The sequence below is a fragment of the Bordetella genomosp. 13 genome, assembly GCF_007679965.1.
In the GTDB taxonomy this organism is placed as follows: domain Bacteria; phylum Pseudomonadota; class Gammaproteobacteria; order Burkholderiales; family Burkholderiaceae_B; genus Bordetella.
In genome coordinates this window covers 307,851-325,618 of record NZ_VEHL01000001.1, presented here as the reverse complement: position 1 = coordinate 325,618, position 17,768 = coordinate 307,851, and the positions used below count along the sequence as shown (strand labels likewise).

Genomic DNA, 17,768 nt, shown 5'->3' with positions numbered 1-17,768 from the left:
CGTCCTGATCGGCCACGCCCGCTACCGCAACTCCAGCGTCGCCCCGATCACCTTGAACGTCTGCAGCAACTGCCGCCAGCCTTCCTTGGCCATGGCGGGCGGGCGCTTCAGCTCGGCCGCCGCCGGGTCTTCCAGCAGGTCCCCCTTGCAGGCGAACACCACGCTGTTGGTCATGTCGTCGTCCACCACCTCGAACATGGCGTGGCCGAAGGCCTCGCGCAGGCGATCCAGGTAGCGGTGGTAGTCGGCATGGTTGAAGTGGAAGTTGTTCACCAGCAGGCCGTCTTCCCGCAACGCACGATGGCAATCTGCATAGAACGCCGCCGTGCACAACGGCGCCGGAATGCCGCCTGCCACGTAGCCGTCCAGCAGCACCACGTCGGCCTCGCCCTGCAACCCGCGCAGGTACTGCGCCGCATCGGCCTCCACCACCTGGAAGCGCTCGCCATCGGGCGGCACCATGAACGCCTCGCGCAACGCGATCACGGCGGGATCGATCTCCACCACCGTGATGCGCGATCGCGGCAGGTAGCGATGGCAGAACTTCGGCAGCGAGCCGCCGCCCAGGCCCACCATCAGGATGTGCGCAGGCGCGGGATTGAACAGCAGGAAACCCATCATCATCCGCGTGTATTCGATCTCCAGCGCGTCCGGATTCAGCAGGGACATGCTGCTCTGGATTTCCTGCGGCGTGAAATGCAGCGAACGGCGCGTGCCGGCGTCTTGCACGAAAGGAGCGGCGGGCGGGGTGGGGCGGGACATGAACGTGGGAATGAGCCTGGAACCGGTCCGCCGCCTTGCGGCCGGCGAACCGTACGAACGCCGATAGTACCGAATCGCCCGGCCGCGCCATGCTGCGCCGCGTCTGCGGGTTTTTCCCCACATTGACTTGTCCGCATCTTGTTCCCATAATTTTCCAATATAGAAACGTGATTCCAATAATGGAACATAAGGAGCGAGACAACATGCAGGACCAGACGTATGACGTCGTCGTGGTGGGCTGCGGCGTGGCCGGACTGTCGGCGGCGGTATCGGCGGCCGAGAGCGGCGCGCGGGTCGTGGTGCTGGAGCGCGCGCCGTTCGACGAGCGCGGCGGCCAGAGCCGCTACACCGAGGCCTATCTGCGCATGAAGAGCGAGACCGAGGTCACGGACGATTTCGAGGTCCACCTGGCCGAGAACGGCTCGGGCGCCATCAGTCCGCTGCTGATCGAGGAGGCCGCGCGGCCGGTCGCGGACCGCACGCCGCTGGTCAACACGCTCAGCATCGCGGACCCCGACGTGGTCGAGACGCTGGCCGCCCATGCCGGCCCCACGGTGGCCTGGATGAAGGGCCTGGGCGTGCGCTTCGACTTCCTGCCCACGCAGTTCCTGACGAAGACGCAGCCGCGCCTCTTGCCGGTGGGCGGCGGGCAGGCGTTGATCGACGCCCTGGCGGCGCGCGCCGAGGCCTTGGGCGCGCAGTTCCTGTACGAGACTAGCGGCCTGGACCTGCTGCGCGACGAGGCCGGCACGGTGATCGGGCTGACGGCGCGCACCCGCAAGGGACCTGTGTTCCGCGTGCACGGCAAGGTGGTGCTGGCCTGCGGGGGATTCGAGGGCAACACCGAAATGCAGACGCGCTACATCGGTCCGCGCGCCGTGTACCTGCGCCCCATCTGCCGTGGCGGCTACTACAACCGCGGCGACGGCATCCGCATGGGACTGGACGCAGGCGCGGCGCCCAGCGGCGATTTCGGCAGCTACCACGCCGAGCCGGTCGATCCGCGCTCGGGCATCGCCGAGCCCTCGCTGTTCATCTTTCCGTACGGCATCCTGGTCAATCGCCAGGGCCGGCGCTTCACCGACGAGGCTCCCGGCACCGTGGACGCGTACTACGAAAGCGTCACCCGGCGCATCTACGAACAAGAGGGCGGCATGGCTTACATCGTGCTGGACGCCCGCCACCGCGACATCCCGAACTATCGGCTGGGCATACGCACCGACCAGCCCGCCGTGCAGGCGGACAGCATCGAGGCCCTGGCCCAGGCGCTGTCCCTGCCCGCGGACACCCTGGCCGCCACCGTGGCCGACTTCAACGCGGCCTGCCCCGACGGCGACTACCGCCCGCTGGAACTGGATGGGCTGGCCACGCGCGGCCTCAGTCCGCGCAAGTCGAACTGGTCCGTGCGCCTGGACCGGGCGCCCTTCTACGCGTATCCCGTGATGTCGGCCAACGTGTTCACCTTCGGCGGCCTGAAGACCGACAGCCTGGGCCGGGTCGTGGACCACGACGGCGAGCCTATCCCCAACCTGTACGCGGCCGGCGAGATGACCGGCCTGTACTACGGCACCTACACCGGCTCCACCTCGGTGCTGCGCGGCATGGTGTTCGGGCGCCTGGCCGGCGCGCACGCCGCGGGCCGGCAGCAGGCACAGGCCGCCTGAGCGGAGCGCCGCGGGCGGTCGTCCGCGGCCAGGCCGCCGCGCCGTGCGGGCGCGGACGGCCATGCAGTCCATCGAACAAAGCAGGCACAAGGAGACAAGCATGGCACGGATCGATCGACGCATCTTCATGGCAGCATGCGCCGCCCTGGCGATGGGACTGGCGGGCGGCGCCCGCGCGCAGGACACGACGGGACTCACCAAGGACACGATCAAGATCGGCGTGTTCGGCCCCATGACGGGCTCGGCCGCGCTGTTCGGCAAGGCGGTGTTCGGCGTGGAGGCCGTCTTCAAGGAGGTCAACGACAAGGGCGGCATCCACGGCCGCAAGATCCAGCTGGTGCGCGAGGACACGGCCTGCGATCCCGCCCGCGGCCTGGCCGCGTACAAGAAGCTGGTGGCGCAGGAGAAGGTGTTCGCGGTGAACGGCGGCCTGTGCAGCAACGTGATGATGGCGGTGAAGGGCGAGATCGAGAAGTCCAAGGTGCCGTTCGTGGTCATCGGCGCGGCCTCGCCGGCCATCTCCAGGCCGCTGGTGCCGAACCTGTTCCAGCCGGTGGCCACCACGGACGACATCGGCCGCACGTTGATCGACTACGCCATGTCGCGCCCCAACACCAGCAAGATCGCCTTCGTCAGCCACTCCGACGACTGGGGCAAGTCCAACCGCGACCCCGCCGTGGCGTACCTGAAAGAGAAATACAAGCTGGATCCGGTGGCGGACCTGACGATGGAGCGCGCCTCCAGCGACGCCACCCCGCAGATCCTGCGGCTGCGCAACTCGGGCGCCGAGTTCGTGGTGTTGATGATGTATCCGGCCGAGGTCGCGGTGTTCATGCGCGATGCCTACAAATACGGCCTGAAGGTTCCGGTGCTGGGGCCGCAATCGATCTCGCTGGAGGACACGCGCGACCGCGTGGGCGGCGTCGCGGCGGTGCGCAACATGGCGGTGTACTACCCCTACGCCAGGCCCCTGCACTCGCCCGAGATGCGGCAGTGGACCCAGCTGATCAACAAGTACTACCCCAACGAACGGGTGGAGAGCTTCAGCTTTTTGGGCATGAGCGGCGCGTACGCGCTGGTGAAGGCGCTGCAGGACGCGGGCCCCGACCTGACGCGCGAAAAGCTGATCACGGCGCTGGACGGCATCAGGAACTTCGACTCGGGCATTTCCTCGGCGCCCATCAACTTCTCGCCGCAGGAACACGCCGGCATCCGCGGCGGCGCCATGGCGAAGTTCAAGGACGACCAGATCGTGGTCGTCAAGCAGTGGGAGCAATGACGCCATGTTCATGCAACTGCTGCTCAGCGGCATCTCCCAGGGCAGCATCTACGCGCTGGTGGCCCTGGGGATGACGGTGGTGTTCCGCGCCAACGGCGTCGTGAACTTCGCGCATGCGGAATTCTTCATGATGGGCGCGTTCGTGGTGTACGTGCTGGTGCAGATGGCGCACCTGCCGTTCGCCGCCGCGGTGCCGCTGGCGATCCTCATCCTGTTCCTGACGGGCCGGCTGATGGACCGCGCGCTGATGCGGCCCATCGCGCTGGCGCCGCACATCATCCTGGCGATGATGACGGTGGCGGTCTCGTACCTGCTGCGCGGCATCGCGCGGGTGTTCTGGGGCCGCGAGGTGCTGCCCATGCCGCCCATCTTCGCGCTGCCGCCCATCGAGATGGGCGAGACCATCATCACGGCGCAGGACCTCATCATCGTCGGCATGACCTGCGTGCTGGTGCTGCTGTTTTTCGTGCTGTTCCACGGCACGCGCTTCGGCAAGATCGCGCAGGCGGCCTCGTCCAATCCGCGCGGGGCGGCGCTGGTGGGCATCAACATCGATGCCCTCAGCGGCAACATGTGGGGCGTGGCGGCGGCCCTGGGCGCCGTGGCCGGCATCCTGGTCGCGCCGGTGACCCTGCTGTATCCGGACATGGGTGGGCAGGTGCTGATCCGCGCCTTCGCGGCGATGACGCTGGGCGGCTTCGGCAACCTGGGCGGCGCCATCGCGGGCGGCCTCATCATGGGCGTGCTGGAGCAGCTGGCGGGCGGCTATCTGTCGACCGCGCTGATCGACATCTTCGCCTTCATCGTCATCATCGCCGTGCTGATCGTGCGGCCCCATGGCCTGTTCGGCCGAGCGGAGGTGGTCCGTGTCTGAGGCCGTGCTTTCCGTGCATCGTGGCGGCCACCGCGCCGCGAAGCTGTCGCTGGGCGTCCTGGCCGGCATCGCGCTGCTGGGCCTGCCGTTCCTGACCAACGACTACGTCCAGTACGTCATCAACATGATCCTGGTGTACGGCCTGGCCGCGCTGGGGTTCAACATCGTGCTGGGCTACCTGGGCCAGCTGGCGTTCGCCAACACGGCGTTCTTCGGCATCGGCGCCTACGCCTTCGGCATCGTCATGGAACGCTATGGCCTGCCGTTCTGGGCCGCGCTGCCGGTGTCGGCCCTGTGCGGCGCGCTGGCGGGCCTGCTGGTGGGCCTGCCGGCGCTGCGCCTGCGCGGCTATTACCTGGCCATCGTCACCCTGGCGTTCGGCGAGCTGCTGCGCTGGGGATACATCCATGGCGATACGTGGACGCACGGCTCCAGCGGCCTGGCGGTGCCCGCGCTGGACCTGCCAGGCGCGGGCCTGGGCTACGCCGCCCAGGTGTACTACCTGATCGTGGTGGTCGTGGCGGCCATGCTGTGGGCAACCGCCAACCTGCTGCGCTCGCGCGTCGGCCGGGCCTGGGTGGCCATCCGCGAGAACGAGTTCGCGGCGGCCTCGCTGGGCTTCTCGCCGCGCCACTACAAGGTGGCGGCGTTCGTGTGGAGCGGCGTGGTCACCGGCGTGGCGGGCGGGCTGTTCGCCGCGCTGATCGGCCGCATCGCGCCGGAAAGCTTCAACTTGCACCAGCTGCTGCTGCAGTTCGCCATCGTGATGGTGGGCGGCCTGGGCAGCATGACGGGTTCGCTGCTGGGCGCGCTGCTGCTGACGGCCGCACCCGAAGTGCTGCGCAATTTTCCCGGCGCGGAAGAGATCGTGTTCAGCCTGCTCTTGATCGCCGTGCTGCTGTTCATGCCGAACGGCCTGGCAGGCTGGACGGTGCAGCGCTGGCCCGCGCTGCGCGAGCGCCTGTACCGGAGAAAATCATGAGCCCGCCGGACATCTCCTTGGGCGCGCGCCACGACGGCACGCCCGCGCCCCTGCTGCAACTGGACGGCGTCTGCGTCTCCTTCGCCGGGTTGAAGGCCTTGCGCGACGTGTCCTTCAGCCTGGAGCCGGGCCGCATCGGCGCGGTCATCGGCCCCAACGGCGCGGGCAAGTCCACGCTGTTCAACACCATCACCGGCTACGTGCGGCCGGCCTCCGGCACGGTACGCTTCGACGGCCAGGCGCTGGCGGGCATGAAGCCGCACCGCATCGCGCAGCTTGGCATGCGCCGCACCTTCCAGAACGGCGGGGCCTTCGGCTCGATGACGGTGCTGGAGAACGTGCTGGCCGGCCTGCACGCGCGCACGGACAGCAGTCCGCTGGGTATCGTGCTGGGCCTGGGCGGCGCCCGCGCGCAAGAGGCGCAGGCCCTGCGGCAGGCGCGCGATCTGATCGCCTTGATGGGCCTGGACGCCCTGAGCGACCGCGTCACGCGCGACCTGTCGTCCGGCCAGCAGCGCATCGTCGAGATCACGCGCGCGCTGGCGGCCCGCACGCGCCTGCTGCTGCTGGACGAGCCCGCCGTGGGACTGTCGGGCACCGAACGCGACCACCTGATGTCGGTGCTGCGCAACCTGGCGGGCCAGGGCATTTCCATCCTGCTGGTGGAACACACCATCGACATGGTGATGGCGATCTCGGATGCCATCGTCGTCCTGAACTACGGGCAGGTGATCGCGGCCGGCACGCCGGACGAGATCCGCGCCCATCCCGCGGTGCTGGAGGCATATCTTGGCCACTGACTCCCTGTTGTCCATCGACGGCCTGTCGGTGCGCTACGGCTCGTCCACCGCGCTGCGCGACGTGTCGCTGCGGGTGCAGGGCGGAGAGGTCGTCGCGCTGCTGGGCGCCAACGGCGCGGGCAAGACCACCCTGCTGAACGCCATCAGCGGCTTCTTGAAGCCGGCCCAGGGCGACATCCGCCTGCAGGGCCAGCCCATCGCCGGCGAGAAGCCGTATCGCGTGTTCCGCCGCGGCGTGGTACAGGTCTCGCAGGCCCGCGACCTGTTCCCGGCCATGACGGTGCAGGACAACCTCGCATTGGGCGCGGTGACGCGCGACGACGACGTCTCGTCCGACCTGGCGCGCGTGCTGGAGTACTTCCCCAGGCTGCGCGAGCGCATGGCGCAGAAGGCGGGCACGCTGTCCGGCGGCGAACAGCAGATGGCCGCCATCGGCCGCGCCCTGATGGGCCGGCCCAAGGTGCTGCTGCTGGACGAGCCGTCGGGCGGCCTGGCGCCGCTGTTCGTGCAGGAGATCGGCCGGATCATGGGGCTGCTCAAGCAGACGGGCACCACCATGCTGATCGTCGAGCAGAACATCGCGCTGGCCCTGGGCGTGGCGGACCGCTACTACATGCTGCGCGACGGCGCGCTGGTGCGCGAAGGCGTGCCGGCCGAGCTCGGCGACGACTACGGCGCCGTGGCGCGCAGCTATTACCTGTGAGGAGCGAGCCATGACACTGGAAGGCAAGAGCGCGATCGTGACCGGCGCGGGCGGCAGCATCGGCTCGGCCGTGGCGCGTGCGCTGGCGGACGAAGGCGCCCGCGTGTGCGCCTGTGACCTGGGCGGGCTGGAAACGCTTGCGGATCATGACGACACCCGCATCCGCACCGAACGCGTCGACGTGACCCGCGCGGAAGACCTGGCCCGCATGGTGCGCGAGACCGAGCGCGCGTTCGGCGGCGTGGACATCCTGGTCACCGTGGCCGGCGTGACCAGCTTCGGCGCGGCGGCCACGCTGGCCGAGGCCGAGTGGGACCGCGTCATGGACATCAACCTGAAGGGCGTGTTCCGCAGCTGCCAGGCGGTGATCGAGCCGATGCGCCGGCGCGGCGGCGGCCGCATCGTCAACATCGGCTCCATCCTGGGCAAGAACGGCGGCAACGCGCGGCCCTGGGTGGACCCGGACGAACAGGCCCGGTCCGCCAACGTGGCGTACGGCGCGGCCAAGGCGGGCGTGCACGCGATGACGTTCTACCTGGCGCGCGAATTGGCCGCGTCGGGCATCACCGTCAATGCGGTGGCGCCCGGCCCCATCGCCTCGCCCATGACCACCCGCTTTCCCGAGGCGCTGCGGCAGGCCATTCCGCTGGGCCGGTTGGGCAGGGCCGAGGAAGTCGCGGCCGCGGTGGCCTTCCTGGCCAGCGAGCCGGCCGCCTTCATCACCGGCGAGATCCTCGACGTGAACGGCGGCATGTGGGCCGACTGAGATCGCGCCCAAGCCCGCCATGACGCAAGACATTCCTTTTCTCACCTGGAGCATGGACGCATGAACGCTGCCGAACAGAAGACCGCATTGCTGCTGCTGGACCTGCAGAACGAGATGGTGGATCCCAAGGGGAAGATAGGCGCGGGCGGCCTGGCCAAGGTGGTGGCCGAGCGCCGCGTGCTGGAGAACGCCGCGCACGCGCTGCAAGGCGCCCGCGCGGCCGGCATGGACGTGGCGCACGTGCGGCTGGGCTTTCGCGCCGACTATGCCGACGCCCTGAGCGTGGCGCCGCGCGTGACGAAACTGAAAGAGCACGGCGCGGCCATCGCGGGCACCTGGGGCACGGAGTTTCCAGACGTGCTGGCGCCGCGCGACGGCGAGCTGGTCGTCACCAAGCAGTGCGTCAATCCCTTCTTCAACACCGGCCTGATGAGCTGGCTGCTGCATCGCGGCGTGCGCCGCGTGCTGCTGGGCGGCGTCGTGACCAACCTGGTGGTGGAGATGTCGGCGAGGGTGGCGGACGATGCGGGTTTCGCGGTGACGGTGCTGGAAGACTGCTGCGCGGCGCCCAACCCTGCGTGGCACGCCTTCTCCACCGAGAACATCCTGCCGCTGTTCGGCACGGTGGTGCCCACGCGCACGATCTTTGCGTGAGGAGCCGGCCATGACGGCATTCGACGCGGAGGTGGACGTGCTGGTGATCGGCGCGGGCGGCGCCGGCCTGGCGGCCGCGGTGGCCGCGCACGAGGCCGGCGCCAGCGTGGCCATCGTGGAGAAGCTGGACCGCCCCGGCGGCAACACGATGCTGAGCACGGGCTCGATCCCGGGCGCCGGCACGCGCTTCCAGGCCGCGGCCGGCATCGACGACGATGCGCAACGCATGACGCGGGACCTGATGGCATTGAGTGGCCCGCACGATGCCGATGCACTGACCCGGCAGCTGTGCGCCTGCTCGGCCGAGTTGGTCGAATGGCTGGCCGACGTGATGCAGGTCAGGCTGGACGTGATCCGCGACTACCGGCACGTGGCGCATTCGGTGCCGCGCCTGCACGCGCCGGCCTCGCGCAAGGGACAGGACCTGGTCGACGACATGGTGGCGGCGGTGCAGCGGCGCGGCATTCCGCTGGCGCTGGGCAACGCGGCCATCGAACTGGACGCCGATGCCGCCGGCGCGGTGCAAGGCGCGTCGACGCGCAGCGCCACGGGCGAGGCCGCGCGCATCGGCGCGCGCAAGACCATACTGTGCGTCAATGGCTTCGGCGCGGACGCGGCGCTGGTGCGCCGCCACTGCCCCGAGATCGCCGGCGCCACGTATTCGGGCGCCAAGGGCAGCGAGGGCGAGGCCGTGCGCTGGGGCGAGCAGCTCGGGGCCGCCCTGGGCAACATGGCGAGCTACCAAGGCTACGCCAGCGTGCTGGACCCGCATGGCGAGCTGCTGTCCTGGACCACCATCGAGAAAGGTGGCGTGTTCGTCAACGCGCAGGGCCGCCGCTTCGGAGACGAGAGCGTGGGCTATTCCGGCTACGCCGCGGCGGTGCTGGACCAGCAGGGACCGGTGCACGCCCTCTTCGACCAGCGCATCCACGACATCGCCGCGCGCGAGCCCTGGTTCAAGGAGGTGCTGGACTACGGCGGCGCGCGCCATGCCGCCGACGTGCCCGCGCTGGCGCGGGCCCTGGGCGTGGACGCGGCGGCGCTGGCCGAGACCTTGTCGGTCTACGAGGCCGCCGCCGCCGGCCAGCGGCCCGATCCGCATGGCCGCAAGGACTTCGGCATCGCGCCGCTGCAACCGGGCTATTGGTACGCCCGCGTGGTTCCCGCGTTGCTCAGCACCCAGGGCGGCCTGATGATCGATGCGGACGCGCGCGTGCTGGGCGGCGGCGGCGCGCCGATTGCGAACCTGTACGCGGCGGGCGGCGCCGTGGCGGGCATCTCGGGCCGCAGCGGCGGCGTGGGCTATGCCTCGGGCAGCGGGCTGCTGCATGCGATCGGCCTGGGATGGATCGCGGGACGCGCCAGCGCCCGGCACCTGAGCGCATAGGGAGAAGACTCATGGGAGCGACGAGCCTGCTGGGCGGCTATGCCGCGCAGGCGCACCAGGCGGCCTTGACGCCCGACGTGGCCGACAAGGCCGCCGCCTGCCTGCTCGACAGCCTGGGCGTAGGCCTGCTGGCGCATCGCGAGCACACCTTCCTGGTGCTGCGCGAGCTGGTCGGCCTGGCGGCACCGGGCTCGCCGTCGGCCCGCTGCTGGGCCGACGGCATCGCGCTGGCCCTGCACGACGCCGTACAGGCCAACGCGGCGGCGGTCCATGGCCAGTTCCACGACGACACCGACTACGCGTCCTGGACGCATCCGGCATCGCTGGTGGTGCCGGTGGTGCTGGGTGTGGCCGAGGCGCGCGGCGCCACGCTGCAGGCCGCGCTGCGCGGCATCGCGGCGGGGTATGCGGCGATCTCGTGGCTGGGCGGCGGCGATGGCGTGGCGCGCGCGCTGATCGGGCGCGGCCTGCGCGCCAGCCCCGTGCTGGGCTGCGTGGCGGCCGCCGTGGCCGCGGCCGCGGCGCTGGAACTGGACGCCGCACGGGCCGCCAGCGCGGTCGGCATGGCGGCCAGCCTGTGCGGCGGCACGCTGGAGCCCGTGCGCTGCGGCTCCGACGAATGGCGCATCCAGAATGCCCGCGCGGCCGGTTGCGGCCTGATGGCCGCGCAATTGGCGCAGCGTGGCGTGCAAGGCGCCCCGGCCGGCCTGGAGGGCCCGCGTGGCCTGCTGCATGCGCTGGCGGGCCTGCCCAACGATCCGGATGCGTGGACCACACCCCCCGATCCGCGCGCCATTCTGGGCGTGGTGGCCAAGCCCTGGGCCTGCCTGGGCGACAACATGTCGGCGGTGATCGCCGCGCGCCTGGTGCACGCCGAAGGCCGCGGCACGCGCGACATCCGCGCGGTGGACATCCTGATCTGGCGCCACTTCACCGAGTATCCCGGCACGGCCTACCAGGGCCCGTACGAGCGCGTGGCGCAGGCCGTGGCCAGCATGGCCTTCTCGACCGCCGCCATGCTGGTGTACGGCGAACTGGAGTACGACAAGCCGCTGGACCATCGCGACGATCCCGAGATCCTGCGCCTGGTTCCGCTGATCCACATCCAGCCCGATGACGCGGGCGGCCCCTACGACGCCGTGCTGGAGGTGCGCTACGCCGACGGCACGCGCCGGCGCGTCGAGGCCGCCGAGGCCGGCGACGCGATGCTGCGGCACGACCGCGCCACGTCCGCGTCCCTGCTGGACGAGCGGCTGGCGCGCGCGGGGCGGGCCCGAGGCAACGGCGCCGCGCTGGCGCAGGCCTTGCACGGCGTGCTGGACGGCGAGCCCGACATTTCCGTGCGTGCGTGGTTGAATGGGCTGTACCTGGAGGAGGACAAGCGATGAACGCAGCAACGCCACCACCCAAGGCCCCGCCGCGGTTCTGGCACCAGTCCATGGTGGAACTGGAAACCGCGCAGCCGTATCGCGACTATCTCGAATCGCACGCGCGGGCGGTGCTGGGCGACACGGCCCGCGTCAGCGTGCACGGCCTGCGGCCAGGCTCGCTGCTGGGCCGGCCCAGCACGCCGGGCCTGTCCAATCCCTTCGTCTATCACCGCGTGCTGGACCAGGTGATAGACAACGCCATTGCCGCGCAACGCGACGGCTGCGACGCGTTCGTGATCGGCTCGTTCAGCGAGCCCTACCTGCGCGAGATCCGCTCCATCCTGGACATCCCCGTGCTGTCCATTCTCGAGAGCACGCTGCTGACCGGCTGCTCGCTCGGGCAGCGCATCATTCCCATCAGCAACGCGCCCGAGATCGCCGCCATGGTCGACCGCGCGATCGCCGCCCACGGCCTGGGACAGCGCGTGCTGCCCGCCGTCGCGCTGGATCCGCCGCTGGACGAACCCACGCTGGCGCATGCCATCGGACGACCCGGCCCGGTGCTCGAAGCCTTCACGGCCACGGCGCGCGCCTGGCTCGCGCGCGGCGCGGACGTGATCGTGCCCGCCGAGGGCGTGCTGTCCACGGTGCTCACGGCCAACGCCGTGGCCGAACTGGACGGCGCGCCCGTGCTGGACGTCTTCGCCATCACGTGGCGGCACGCCGTGATGATGACGGGACTGCGCCGCGACCTGCGGCTGTCGGTCAGCCGCGTGGGGCACTACGCACGCGGCGAACAGGCCCTGGTGGACGAGATCATTGCCCGCGGCCATCGCGAGCCCTAGAAAAAGCGGCTACCCATTCGAACGACTGCAAGGGAGACACGAGCATGGCGAATTCACACAAGCGGGGCGGCAGGCCCGCCGGCACCCGAGCCCGATACGCCGCGCGTGCCTGCGCGGCGGCGCTGGCCTTGTCCGCGACGGGCGCGCTGGCCCAGATATCGGGCGACGTCGTGCGCATCGGCTTCGTCACGGACCTCTCGGGGTCGCTGTCCGACACCGACGGCAAGGGCGGGGTCGAGGCCGTGCGCATGGCCATCGAGGACATGGGCGGCAAGATCGACGGCAAGCCCGTGGAGCTGCTGGTGGCCGATCACCAGAACCGGGCCGAGATCGCGGCCTCGCGCGCGCGCGAATGGATCGACCGCCAGGGGCTGGACATGCTGATCGGCGGCACGAACTCGTCGGCGGCCCTGGCCATGGCCAACCTGGCCAACGAGAAGAAGATTCCGTTCTTCGTGGTGGCGGCCGGCACGGCGCGGCTGACCAACGAGGAATGCAATCCCTATACCGTCCACTATGCCTACGACACCATCGCCGCGGCCAAGGTCATCGGCGCGCAGGTGGTCAAGCTGGGCGGCAAGTCCTGGTACTTCCTGACGGCCGACTACGCCTTCGGCAAGTCGGCCGAGGCCGACACCACCCGAATCGTGCAGGGCCTGGGCGGCAAGGTGATCGGCTCGACACGCTTTCCGATGGCCACGCCCGACTTCTCGTCGTACCTGCTGCAGGCGCAGAGCTCGGACGCCCAGATACTGGCGCTGGCCACCAGCGGCGACGACACCATCAATGCCATCAAGGCGGCCTACGAGTTCGGCGTCACCAAGACCAAGAAGCTGGCCGGCATGCTGATGTACCTGAACGAGGTGAACACGCTGACGCTGGAGCAGGCGCAGGGCATGTACGTTTCCGAGGGCTGGTACTGGGACCAGTCGGACGAATCTCGCGAGTGGTCGGCCCGCTTCCAGAAGCGCACCCACCGCATGCCGTCCAGCCTGCAGGCGGCCGACTGGTCGGTGGCCTACCAATATCTGAAAGCCGTGAAGGCGGTCGGCTCCGACGATCCGGCCAAGGTGATGGCGCACCTGCGCGGCGCCAGGATCGAGGACATGTATGCGCGCAACGGCTACCTGAGACCCGACGGCCGCATGGTGCACGACATGTACCTGTACCAGGTCAAGTCGCCGCAGGAATCGAAGAAACCGTGGGACTACTACAAGATCGTGCAGACCGTGCCGGGCGACGAGGCCTTCGCCACCCGCGCGGAATCCGCCTGCAAACTGTGGAAGGAATGAACATGGCGGCGAACGTTGCGGCGGATACCGATGTGCTGGTGGTGGGCGGCGGCCTGGCGGGACACTGCGCGGCGCTGGCGGCGGCCGAGGCCGGCGCGCGCGTCACGCTGCTGGAGAAGCAGCCCCGCACCGGCGGCAGCACCGTGCTGAGCGGCGGCTTCATGGCCTTTGCCGGCACCGACGAGCAGCGCGCCGCGGGACTGGCCGACGACGCGGCCCTGCTGCTGCGGGACCTGCAGGCCATCGGCGGCGGCGAGGCCGACGAATCCTTGCTGCAAGCCTATGCCCAGGCGCAGGAGGCCACTTATCGCTGGCTGAAGCGGCATGGCGTGGTGTTCAAGGCGCTGGAGCACAGCGCGGGCCAGTCGGTCGCGCGCAGCCACCAGACCGATACCGCAAGCATGCTGGACGGCCTGGCGCGCGCCTTCCTGGCCCTGCCCGGCACGCAGCTGTGGACGCGCGCCCGCGCCGTGGCGCTGGTGCGCGACGGCGCGCAGGGACCCGTGACCGGGGCGGAGGTCGAACGCACGCGCGAGGACGGCGCCGTCGAACGGCTGCACGTGCACTGCCGAGGCGGCGTGGTGCTGGCCACCGGCGGCTTCTCGCGCTCCGAGGAACTGCTGCGCCAGTTCGCGCCCGACCAGGCCCGCGCCGTGCGCATCGGCGGCGCCGGCAGCACCGGCGACGGGCTGCGCATGGCATGGCGCCTGGGCGCCGACCTGCGCGACATGGCGCGCGTGCGCGGCACGTTCGGCACGCATCCCGACTGCAGCGCCGAGCATCACGAGATCCTGCTGGCCTTCTACCTGGGCGCCATCGTCGTCAACCAGCAGGCCGCGCGCTTCGTGGACGAATCGCTGTCGTACAAGCTGATCGGCGATGCCTGCCTGCGCCAGCCAGGCGCGGTGGGCTACCAGGTCTTCGACCAGGCCATCATGGACCAGTCGCAGGCCGGCGTGACCATGTTCGACTTCCAGTCGGCGCTGGAGCGCGGCCTGCTGCGGCAGGCCGATACGCTGGAGGCCCTGGCCGACGCCTGCGGACTGGACCGCGCGGCGCTGGCGGCCACGGTGGCGCGCTACAACGCGGGCGTAGACGCGGGATCCGACCCGGACCACGGCCGCAACGGACTGTGCCACCACGCGGGCCGGCGCGTGCGCGTCGACCGCGCGCCCTACTACGGCTACCTGTCCACCTCGGCCGTCCTGGCCACCTATTGCGGCGTGCGCGCCGACACGGACGCTTGCGTACGCGACGTTCATGGCGAGCGCATCGACGGCCTCTACGCGGCGGGCGAAGTGGTGGGCGGCTTCCACGGCCAGGCCTACATGACGGGCTCGTCGCTGGGCAAGGCGGCGCTGTTCGGCAGGACCGCGGGCCGGACGGCCGCGCGCGGGGCCTCGGCATGAGGCCGCGCCGATGTTTGTTGTACGATTTTCAACCCGCTCTCGAACCCGACATCCCCACTCCACACCCGCCGATGAAGCCCCATGCGCAGGCCCGATAGCGATACCGAGAAACCGGCGGCCGACGCCGACAACGGCCCGCGGTCGCCGCTGCGCACGGTGCAGGTGCTGCATGCGCTGGCGGGCACGCCGGGCGGGATGCCGCTGGGCAGCCTGTCCACCTTGCTGGAATTGCCCAAGACCAGCGTGTTCCGCCTGCTGCGCGCGCTTGAGGCCGGCGGCTACGTGGTGTCCGAAGGCGGCGTGCACCAGCTGGGGCCCGAGGCGCTCAAGCTGGGCAACGCCATCGTGCAGAACCGCGAGTTTCCGGACTGTGCGCAGCCCGCCATGGCGTGGCTGTTCGAGCATTGCGCCGAGACCATCATCCTGGGCACCATCGCCGACAACGGCCACGACGTCATCTACAGCCTGGTGATCGAAGCGACCAACCCGCTGCGCTTCAGCGTCAAGCCCGGCACGCAGAAGCCCTTGTACTGTTCCGCCAGCGGCCAGGCCATCCTGGCCTACATGCCCGAGCCGCAGATCAAGGAATACCTGAAGACCGTCAAGTTCCAGCCGCTGGCGCCGCGCACCATCGCGTCAGTGGCCGAGCTCAAGCGCCGCATGGCGCAGATCCGCGCCGAAGGCATCGCCATCAGCGAGGACGGCATGTTCGAGGGCGTCTATTCCGTGGCCGCCCCCGTGGTGGACTCGTCGGGCGCGGTGCGCGCGGGCGTGTCCATCTCGGCGCCCAGTTCCCGCGCGCTGCGCCACGAGGTGGCGTTCGCCAGGCTGGTGCGCCAGGCCGGCGAGGAGATCTCGCGGGTGCTGGGGTATTCGGGCGGGTATCCGCCGGGGCAGTAGCTTTCACGCTTCGAATGCGGGGCATGCGTTCGGCGTTCGTGCCCGGCCTACGCCGCCGGCTTCGCCGCGGCAAAGTAATGCGCATGCCGCCTGATCAGCGTGGCCATATGGTCGGCGATCGGCAGCAGCGGCGTGCTGCTGCGCCTGACCAGGCTGATGCTGTAGCTGGGAAGCGAATCCACGAGCTTCAAGGCCTGCAGCGTATCGGACAGGCCAGGTTGCTCGAGCATGATGCGCGGCAGGGCGCAAAGCATGTCGCTGCGCACGAGAATGGTGTTCAGCGTCCACGTCATGTCGCACTGGAGCAAGCGCGTGGGACGAGGCAGGCCGCGCTGCCGGAACGCCTCGAGAATGGCCGACCCGGGGCCCCTGCCCACGGGCCCCGTCAGCACCCACACGCAGTCCACCAGGTCCGACAGCGCTCGCGCCTGGCTGAGCGGATGCCCGCGGCGGCACACGACGACGAGGTCGTTGTAGAACAGATGCTCCACGTCCAGCGTCGACTCCCGGTCTTCGGGCACGGCGACGATGGCCATGTCCAGGCTGCCCTGGTGCAGCGGGCCGATGTGGTCGTAGTAGGAGCCGCCGTACATGTTCACGTTGACGGCGGGGTGGCTGCGCTGGAAGTCCTTGAGGACGCCAGGCATCAGGGCGACGCCCGCCGAGGGGCCGACCCCCAGCGACAGCGAACCTTCCATCTTTCCGTGGCGCTGCGCGATGTCTTCGGCAGCCTTGCTGGCCTGCGAGTCGATCAGCCGCGCGTGCGCGAGCAGGGCTTCGCCGGCCTCCGTCAGCACGACGCCCCGCGAGCGGCGCTCGATCAGCACCACGTGCAGGCCTTCCTCTAGGGCGCGGATGTTCTTTGCCAGCGCCGGCGCGGTGACGCCGCGACTGCGGGCGGCCGCCCGCAGGCTGCCCAGATCGGCCACGGAAATGAAGTCGCGAAGTTGCTGGAGCGTCATCGGCGCACTGTTTACCCAAGGTAAACAAAGAGGCCTCTGAGTATACCAATGGCATTCTTATCGTTGGTAAATTTTCAGCCGTGGCTACGTTGCCCAAATAAAAACAGCACATCAGCTGAGAACAGGAGACACACATGAGAATTGCCAGGAAAGCCCTTGCCGCCGCGACGCTGGGCCTTGCCACCCTGTTCGCCGGCGTGTCCGCGCGGGCGGCGGACTACCCGTCCAGGACGGTCACCATCTACGTCGGTTTCGCGGCGGGCGGACCGACCGACGTGGTCGCCAGGCTGCTGGCCGACGGACTGTCGAAGAAGTTCGGCCAGTCGTTCGTCGTCGAGAACCGGCCCGGCGCCAGCGGCGAACTCGCGGCCAACCTGCTGAAGAAGGCCGCCCCCGATGGATACACGTTGATGGCGGGCGCCAACGGCACCCTGGCCATCCTGCCCGTGGTCAAGAAGAGCCTGGCCTACAAGCCCCTGGTCGACTTCACGCCGATCGCGCCCATTGCCCGCTTCCCCTATTACCTCGTCGTTTCGAAGGACTCGGCGTTCGCGTCCTACCAGGACCTGATCGAGGCCGGACGCAAGCCGGGCGATGGCCTGACCTTCGGCTCCGCCGGACCGGGATCGGCCAATCACCTGGCCGGAGAGTGGTTCTCGAAGACGGCGGAAATCAACGCCACCCACGTGCCGTACAAGGGCGATGCGGCGGTGCTGAGCGATCTGATCTCCAACCGGGTCGATTTCGCCTTCCTGGCCGGCTCGATCGTCATCCCGCAAGCCCAGTCGAAGAACCTCCGCATCCTCGGATCCTCCGCCTCGTCGCCGGACATCGGCCTGCAAGGCCATCCCATCCTGGGCCAGGGGTCCCTGCCTGGCTTCTCGGCCGAGCCCTGGAATGGCCTGCTCGGCCCCGCCGGCCTGCCGGAAGACATCGTGAGCAAGCTCAATGCGGCCGTCAATGAAGTCATGTCCAGCGACAGCGTGGGCGTGAAGCTCAAGGACATGGACCAATACCCCTTCGTCGGCTCGGCGAGCGCTTTCGCGGAGCACATCCGTACGCAGACCGAGCGCACGGCGGACATCGTGCGGAAGTCGAAGCTCACCATCGAGTGACGAC

General features: G+C 69.7%; 17 protein-coding genes. 15 read left to right on the top strand and 2 right to left on the bottom strand.

The annotated features are described in order from the left end of the window. Window positions 1-21: 21 nt before the first annotated feature. Window positions 22-762 carry a fused MFS/spermidine synthase gene (locus tag FS845_RS01485; RefSeq protein ID WP_144630240.1) on the bottom strand — a complete coding sequence of 247 codons (741 nt, stop codon included), beginning with the start codon at window positions 760-762 and terminating at the stop codon, window positions 22-24. Between the two features lie 203 nt (window positions 763-965). Here FS845_RS01485 and FS845_RS01480 point away from each other — a divergent pair, with 203 nt between their 5' ends. The 14 genes from FS845_RS01480 to FS845_RS01415 all read left to right on the top strand — a co-directional run bounded on the left by FS845_RS01480 (window position 966) and on the right by FS845_RS01415 (window position 15,687). After that, the gene (locus FS845_RS01480) at window positions 966-2,426 is read left to right on the top strand and encodes an FAD-dependent oxidoreductase (protein WP_144630238.1); all 1,461 of its coding nucleotides are present in this window, start codon (window positions 966-968) and stop codon (window positions 2,424-2,426) included. Window positions 2,427-2,526: 100 nt separating this feature from the next. Further along, on the top strand, window positions 2,527-3,705 hold the full coding sequence (locus FS845_RS01475) for an ABC transporter substrate-binding protein (RefSeq protein WP_186332121.1): 1,179 nt from the start codon (window positions 2,527-2,529) through the stop codon (window positions 3,703-3,705). 4 nt (window positions 3,706-3,709) lie between these two features. Then, on the top strand, window positions 3,710-4,579 hold the full coding sequence (locus tag FS845_RS01470) for a branched-chain amino acid ABC transporter permease (RefSeq protein WP_144630234.1): 870 nt from the start codon (window positions 3,710-3,712) through the stop codon (window positions 4,577-4,579). Continuing rightward, window positions 4,572-5,561, top strand: coding sequence for a branched-chain amino acid ABC transporter permease (locus FS845_RS01465; RefSeq protein WP_222129945.1), 990 nt, complete (start codon window positions 4,572-4,574; stop codon window positions 5,559-5,561). Before FS845_RS01470 ends, FS845_RS01465 begins: the two co-directional genes overlap by 8 nt. Further along, a complete protein-coding gene (locus FS845_RS01460; protein ID WP_144630231.1) occupies window positions 5,558-6,361 on the top strand; it encodes an ABC transporter ATP-binding protein in 804 nt (267 codons plus the stop codon). Before FS845_RS01465 ends, FS845_RS01460 begins: the two co-directional genes overlap by 4 nt. Continuing rightward, on the top strand, window positions 6,351-7,064 hold the full coding sequence (locus FS845_RS01455) for an ABC transporter ATP-binding protein (RefSeq protein ID WP_260986098.1): 714 nt from the start codon (window positions 6,351-6,353) through the stop codon (window positions 7,062-7,064). Before FS845_RS01460 ends, FS845_RS01455 begins: the two co-directional genes overlap by 11 nt. Before the next feature lie 10 nt (window positions 7,065-7,074). Then, the gene (locus FS845_RS01450; protein ID WP_144630229.1) at window positions 7,075-7,830 is read left to right on the top strand and encodes an SDR family NAD(P)-dependent oxidoreductase; all 756 of its coding nucleotides are present in this window, start codon (window positions 7,075-7,077) and stop codon (window positions 7,828-7,830) included. 60 nt (window positions 7,831-7,890) lie between these two features. Beyond that, window positions 7,891-8,484, top strand: coding sequence for a cysteine hydrolase family protein (locus FS845_RS01445; RefSeq protein WP_144630226.1), 594 nt, complete (start codon window positions 7,891-7,893; stop codon window positions 8,482-8,484). Between the two features lie 10 nt (window positions 8,485-8,494). Continuing rightward, a complete protein-coding gene (locus tag FS845_RS01440) occupies window positions 8,495-9,871 on the top strand; it encodes an FAD-binding protein (RefSeq protein ID WP_144630224.1) in 1,377 nt (458 codons plus the stop codon). Window positions 9,872-9,882: 11 nt separating this feature from the next. Then, the gene (locus tag FS845_RS01435) at window positions 9,883-11,259 is read left to right on the top strand and encodes an MmgE/PrpD family protein (protein ID WP_186332120.1); all 1,377 of its coding nucleotides are present in this window, start codon (window positions 9,883-9,885) and stop codon (window positions 11,257-11,259) included. Next, complete coding sequence (locus FS845_RS01430; protein WP_144630220.1) at window positions 11,256-12,086, top strand: aspartate/glutamate racemase family protein; 831 nt, start codon at window positions 11,256-11,258, stop codon at window positions 12,084-12,086. The genes FS845_RS01435 and FS845_RS01430 overlap by 4 nt, the downstream gene beginning before the upstream one ends. Before the next feature lie 44 nt (window positions 12,087-12,130). After that, entirely contained in the window at window positions 12,131-13,378 is a 1,248-nt protein-coding gene (locus FS845_RS01425) for an ABC transporter substrate-binding protein (RefSeq protein ID WP_144630218.1), read from the top strand. A 2-nt stretch (window positions 13,379-13,380) separates the two neighbouring features. Then, window positions 13,381-14,787 carry an FAD-dependent oxidoreductase gene (locus FS845_RS01420; protein WP_144630216.1) on the top strand — a complete coding sequence of 469 codons (1,407 nt, stop codon included), beginning with the start codon at window positions 13,381-13,383 and terminating at the stop codon, window positions 14,785-14,787. A gap of 81 nt (window positions 14,788-14,868) precedes the next feature. After that, window positions 14,869-15,687, top strand: coding sequence for an IclR family transcriptional regulator (locus FS845_RS01415; protein ID WP_144630214.1), 819 nt, complete (start codon window positions 14,869-14,871; stop codon window positions 15,685-15,687). Between the two features lie 47 nt (window positions 15,688-15,734). Here the strand turns inward: FS845_RS01415 and FS845_RS01410 are convergent, their stop codons facing one another. Next, window positions 15,735-16,649 (bottom strand): LysR substrate-binding domain-containing protein, encoded by a 915-nt coding sequence (locus FS845_RS01410; protein ID WP_144630212.1) that lies wholly within the window; start codon window positions 16,647-16,649, stop codon window positions 15,735-15,737. A gap of 134 nt (window positions 16,650-16,783) precedes the next feature. Between FS845_RS01410 and FS845_RS01405 the strand changes: the two genes are divergently transcribed. Further along, window positions 16,784-17,764 (top strand): Bug family tripartite tricarboxylate transporter substrate binding protein, encoded by a 981-nt coding sequence (locus FS845_RS01405; RefSeq protein ID WP_144630210.1) that lies wholly within the window; start codon window positions 16,784-16,786, stop codon window positions 17,762-17,764. Window positions 17,765-17,768 lie beyond the last annotated feature (4 nt).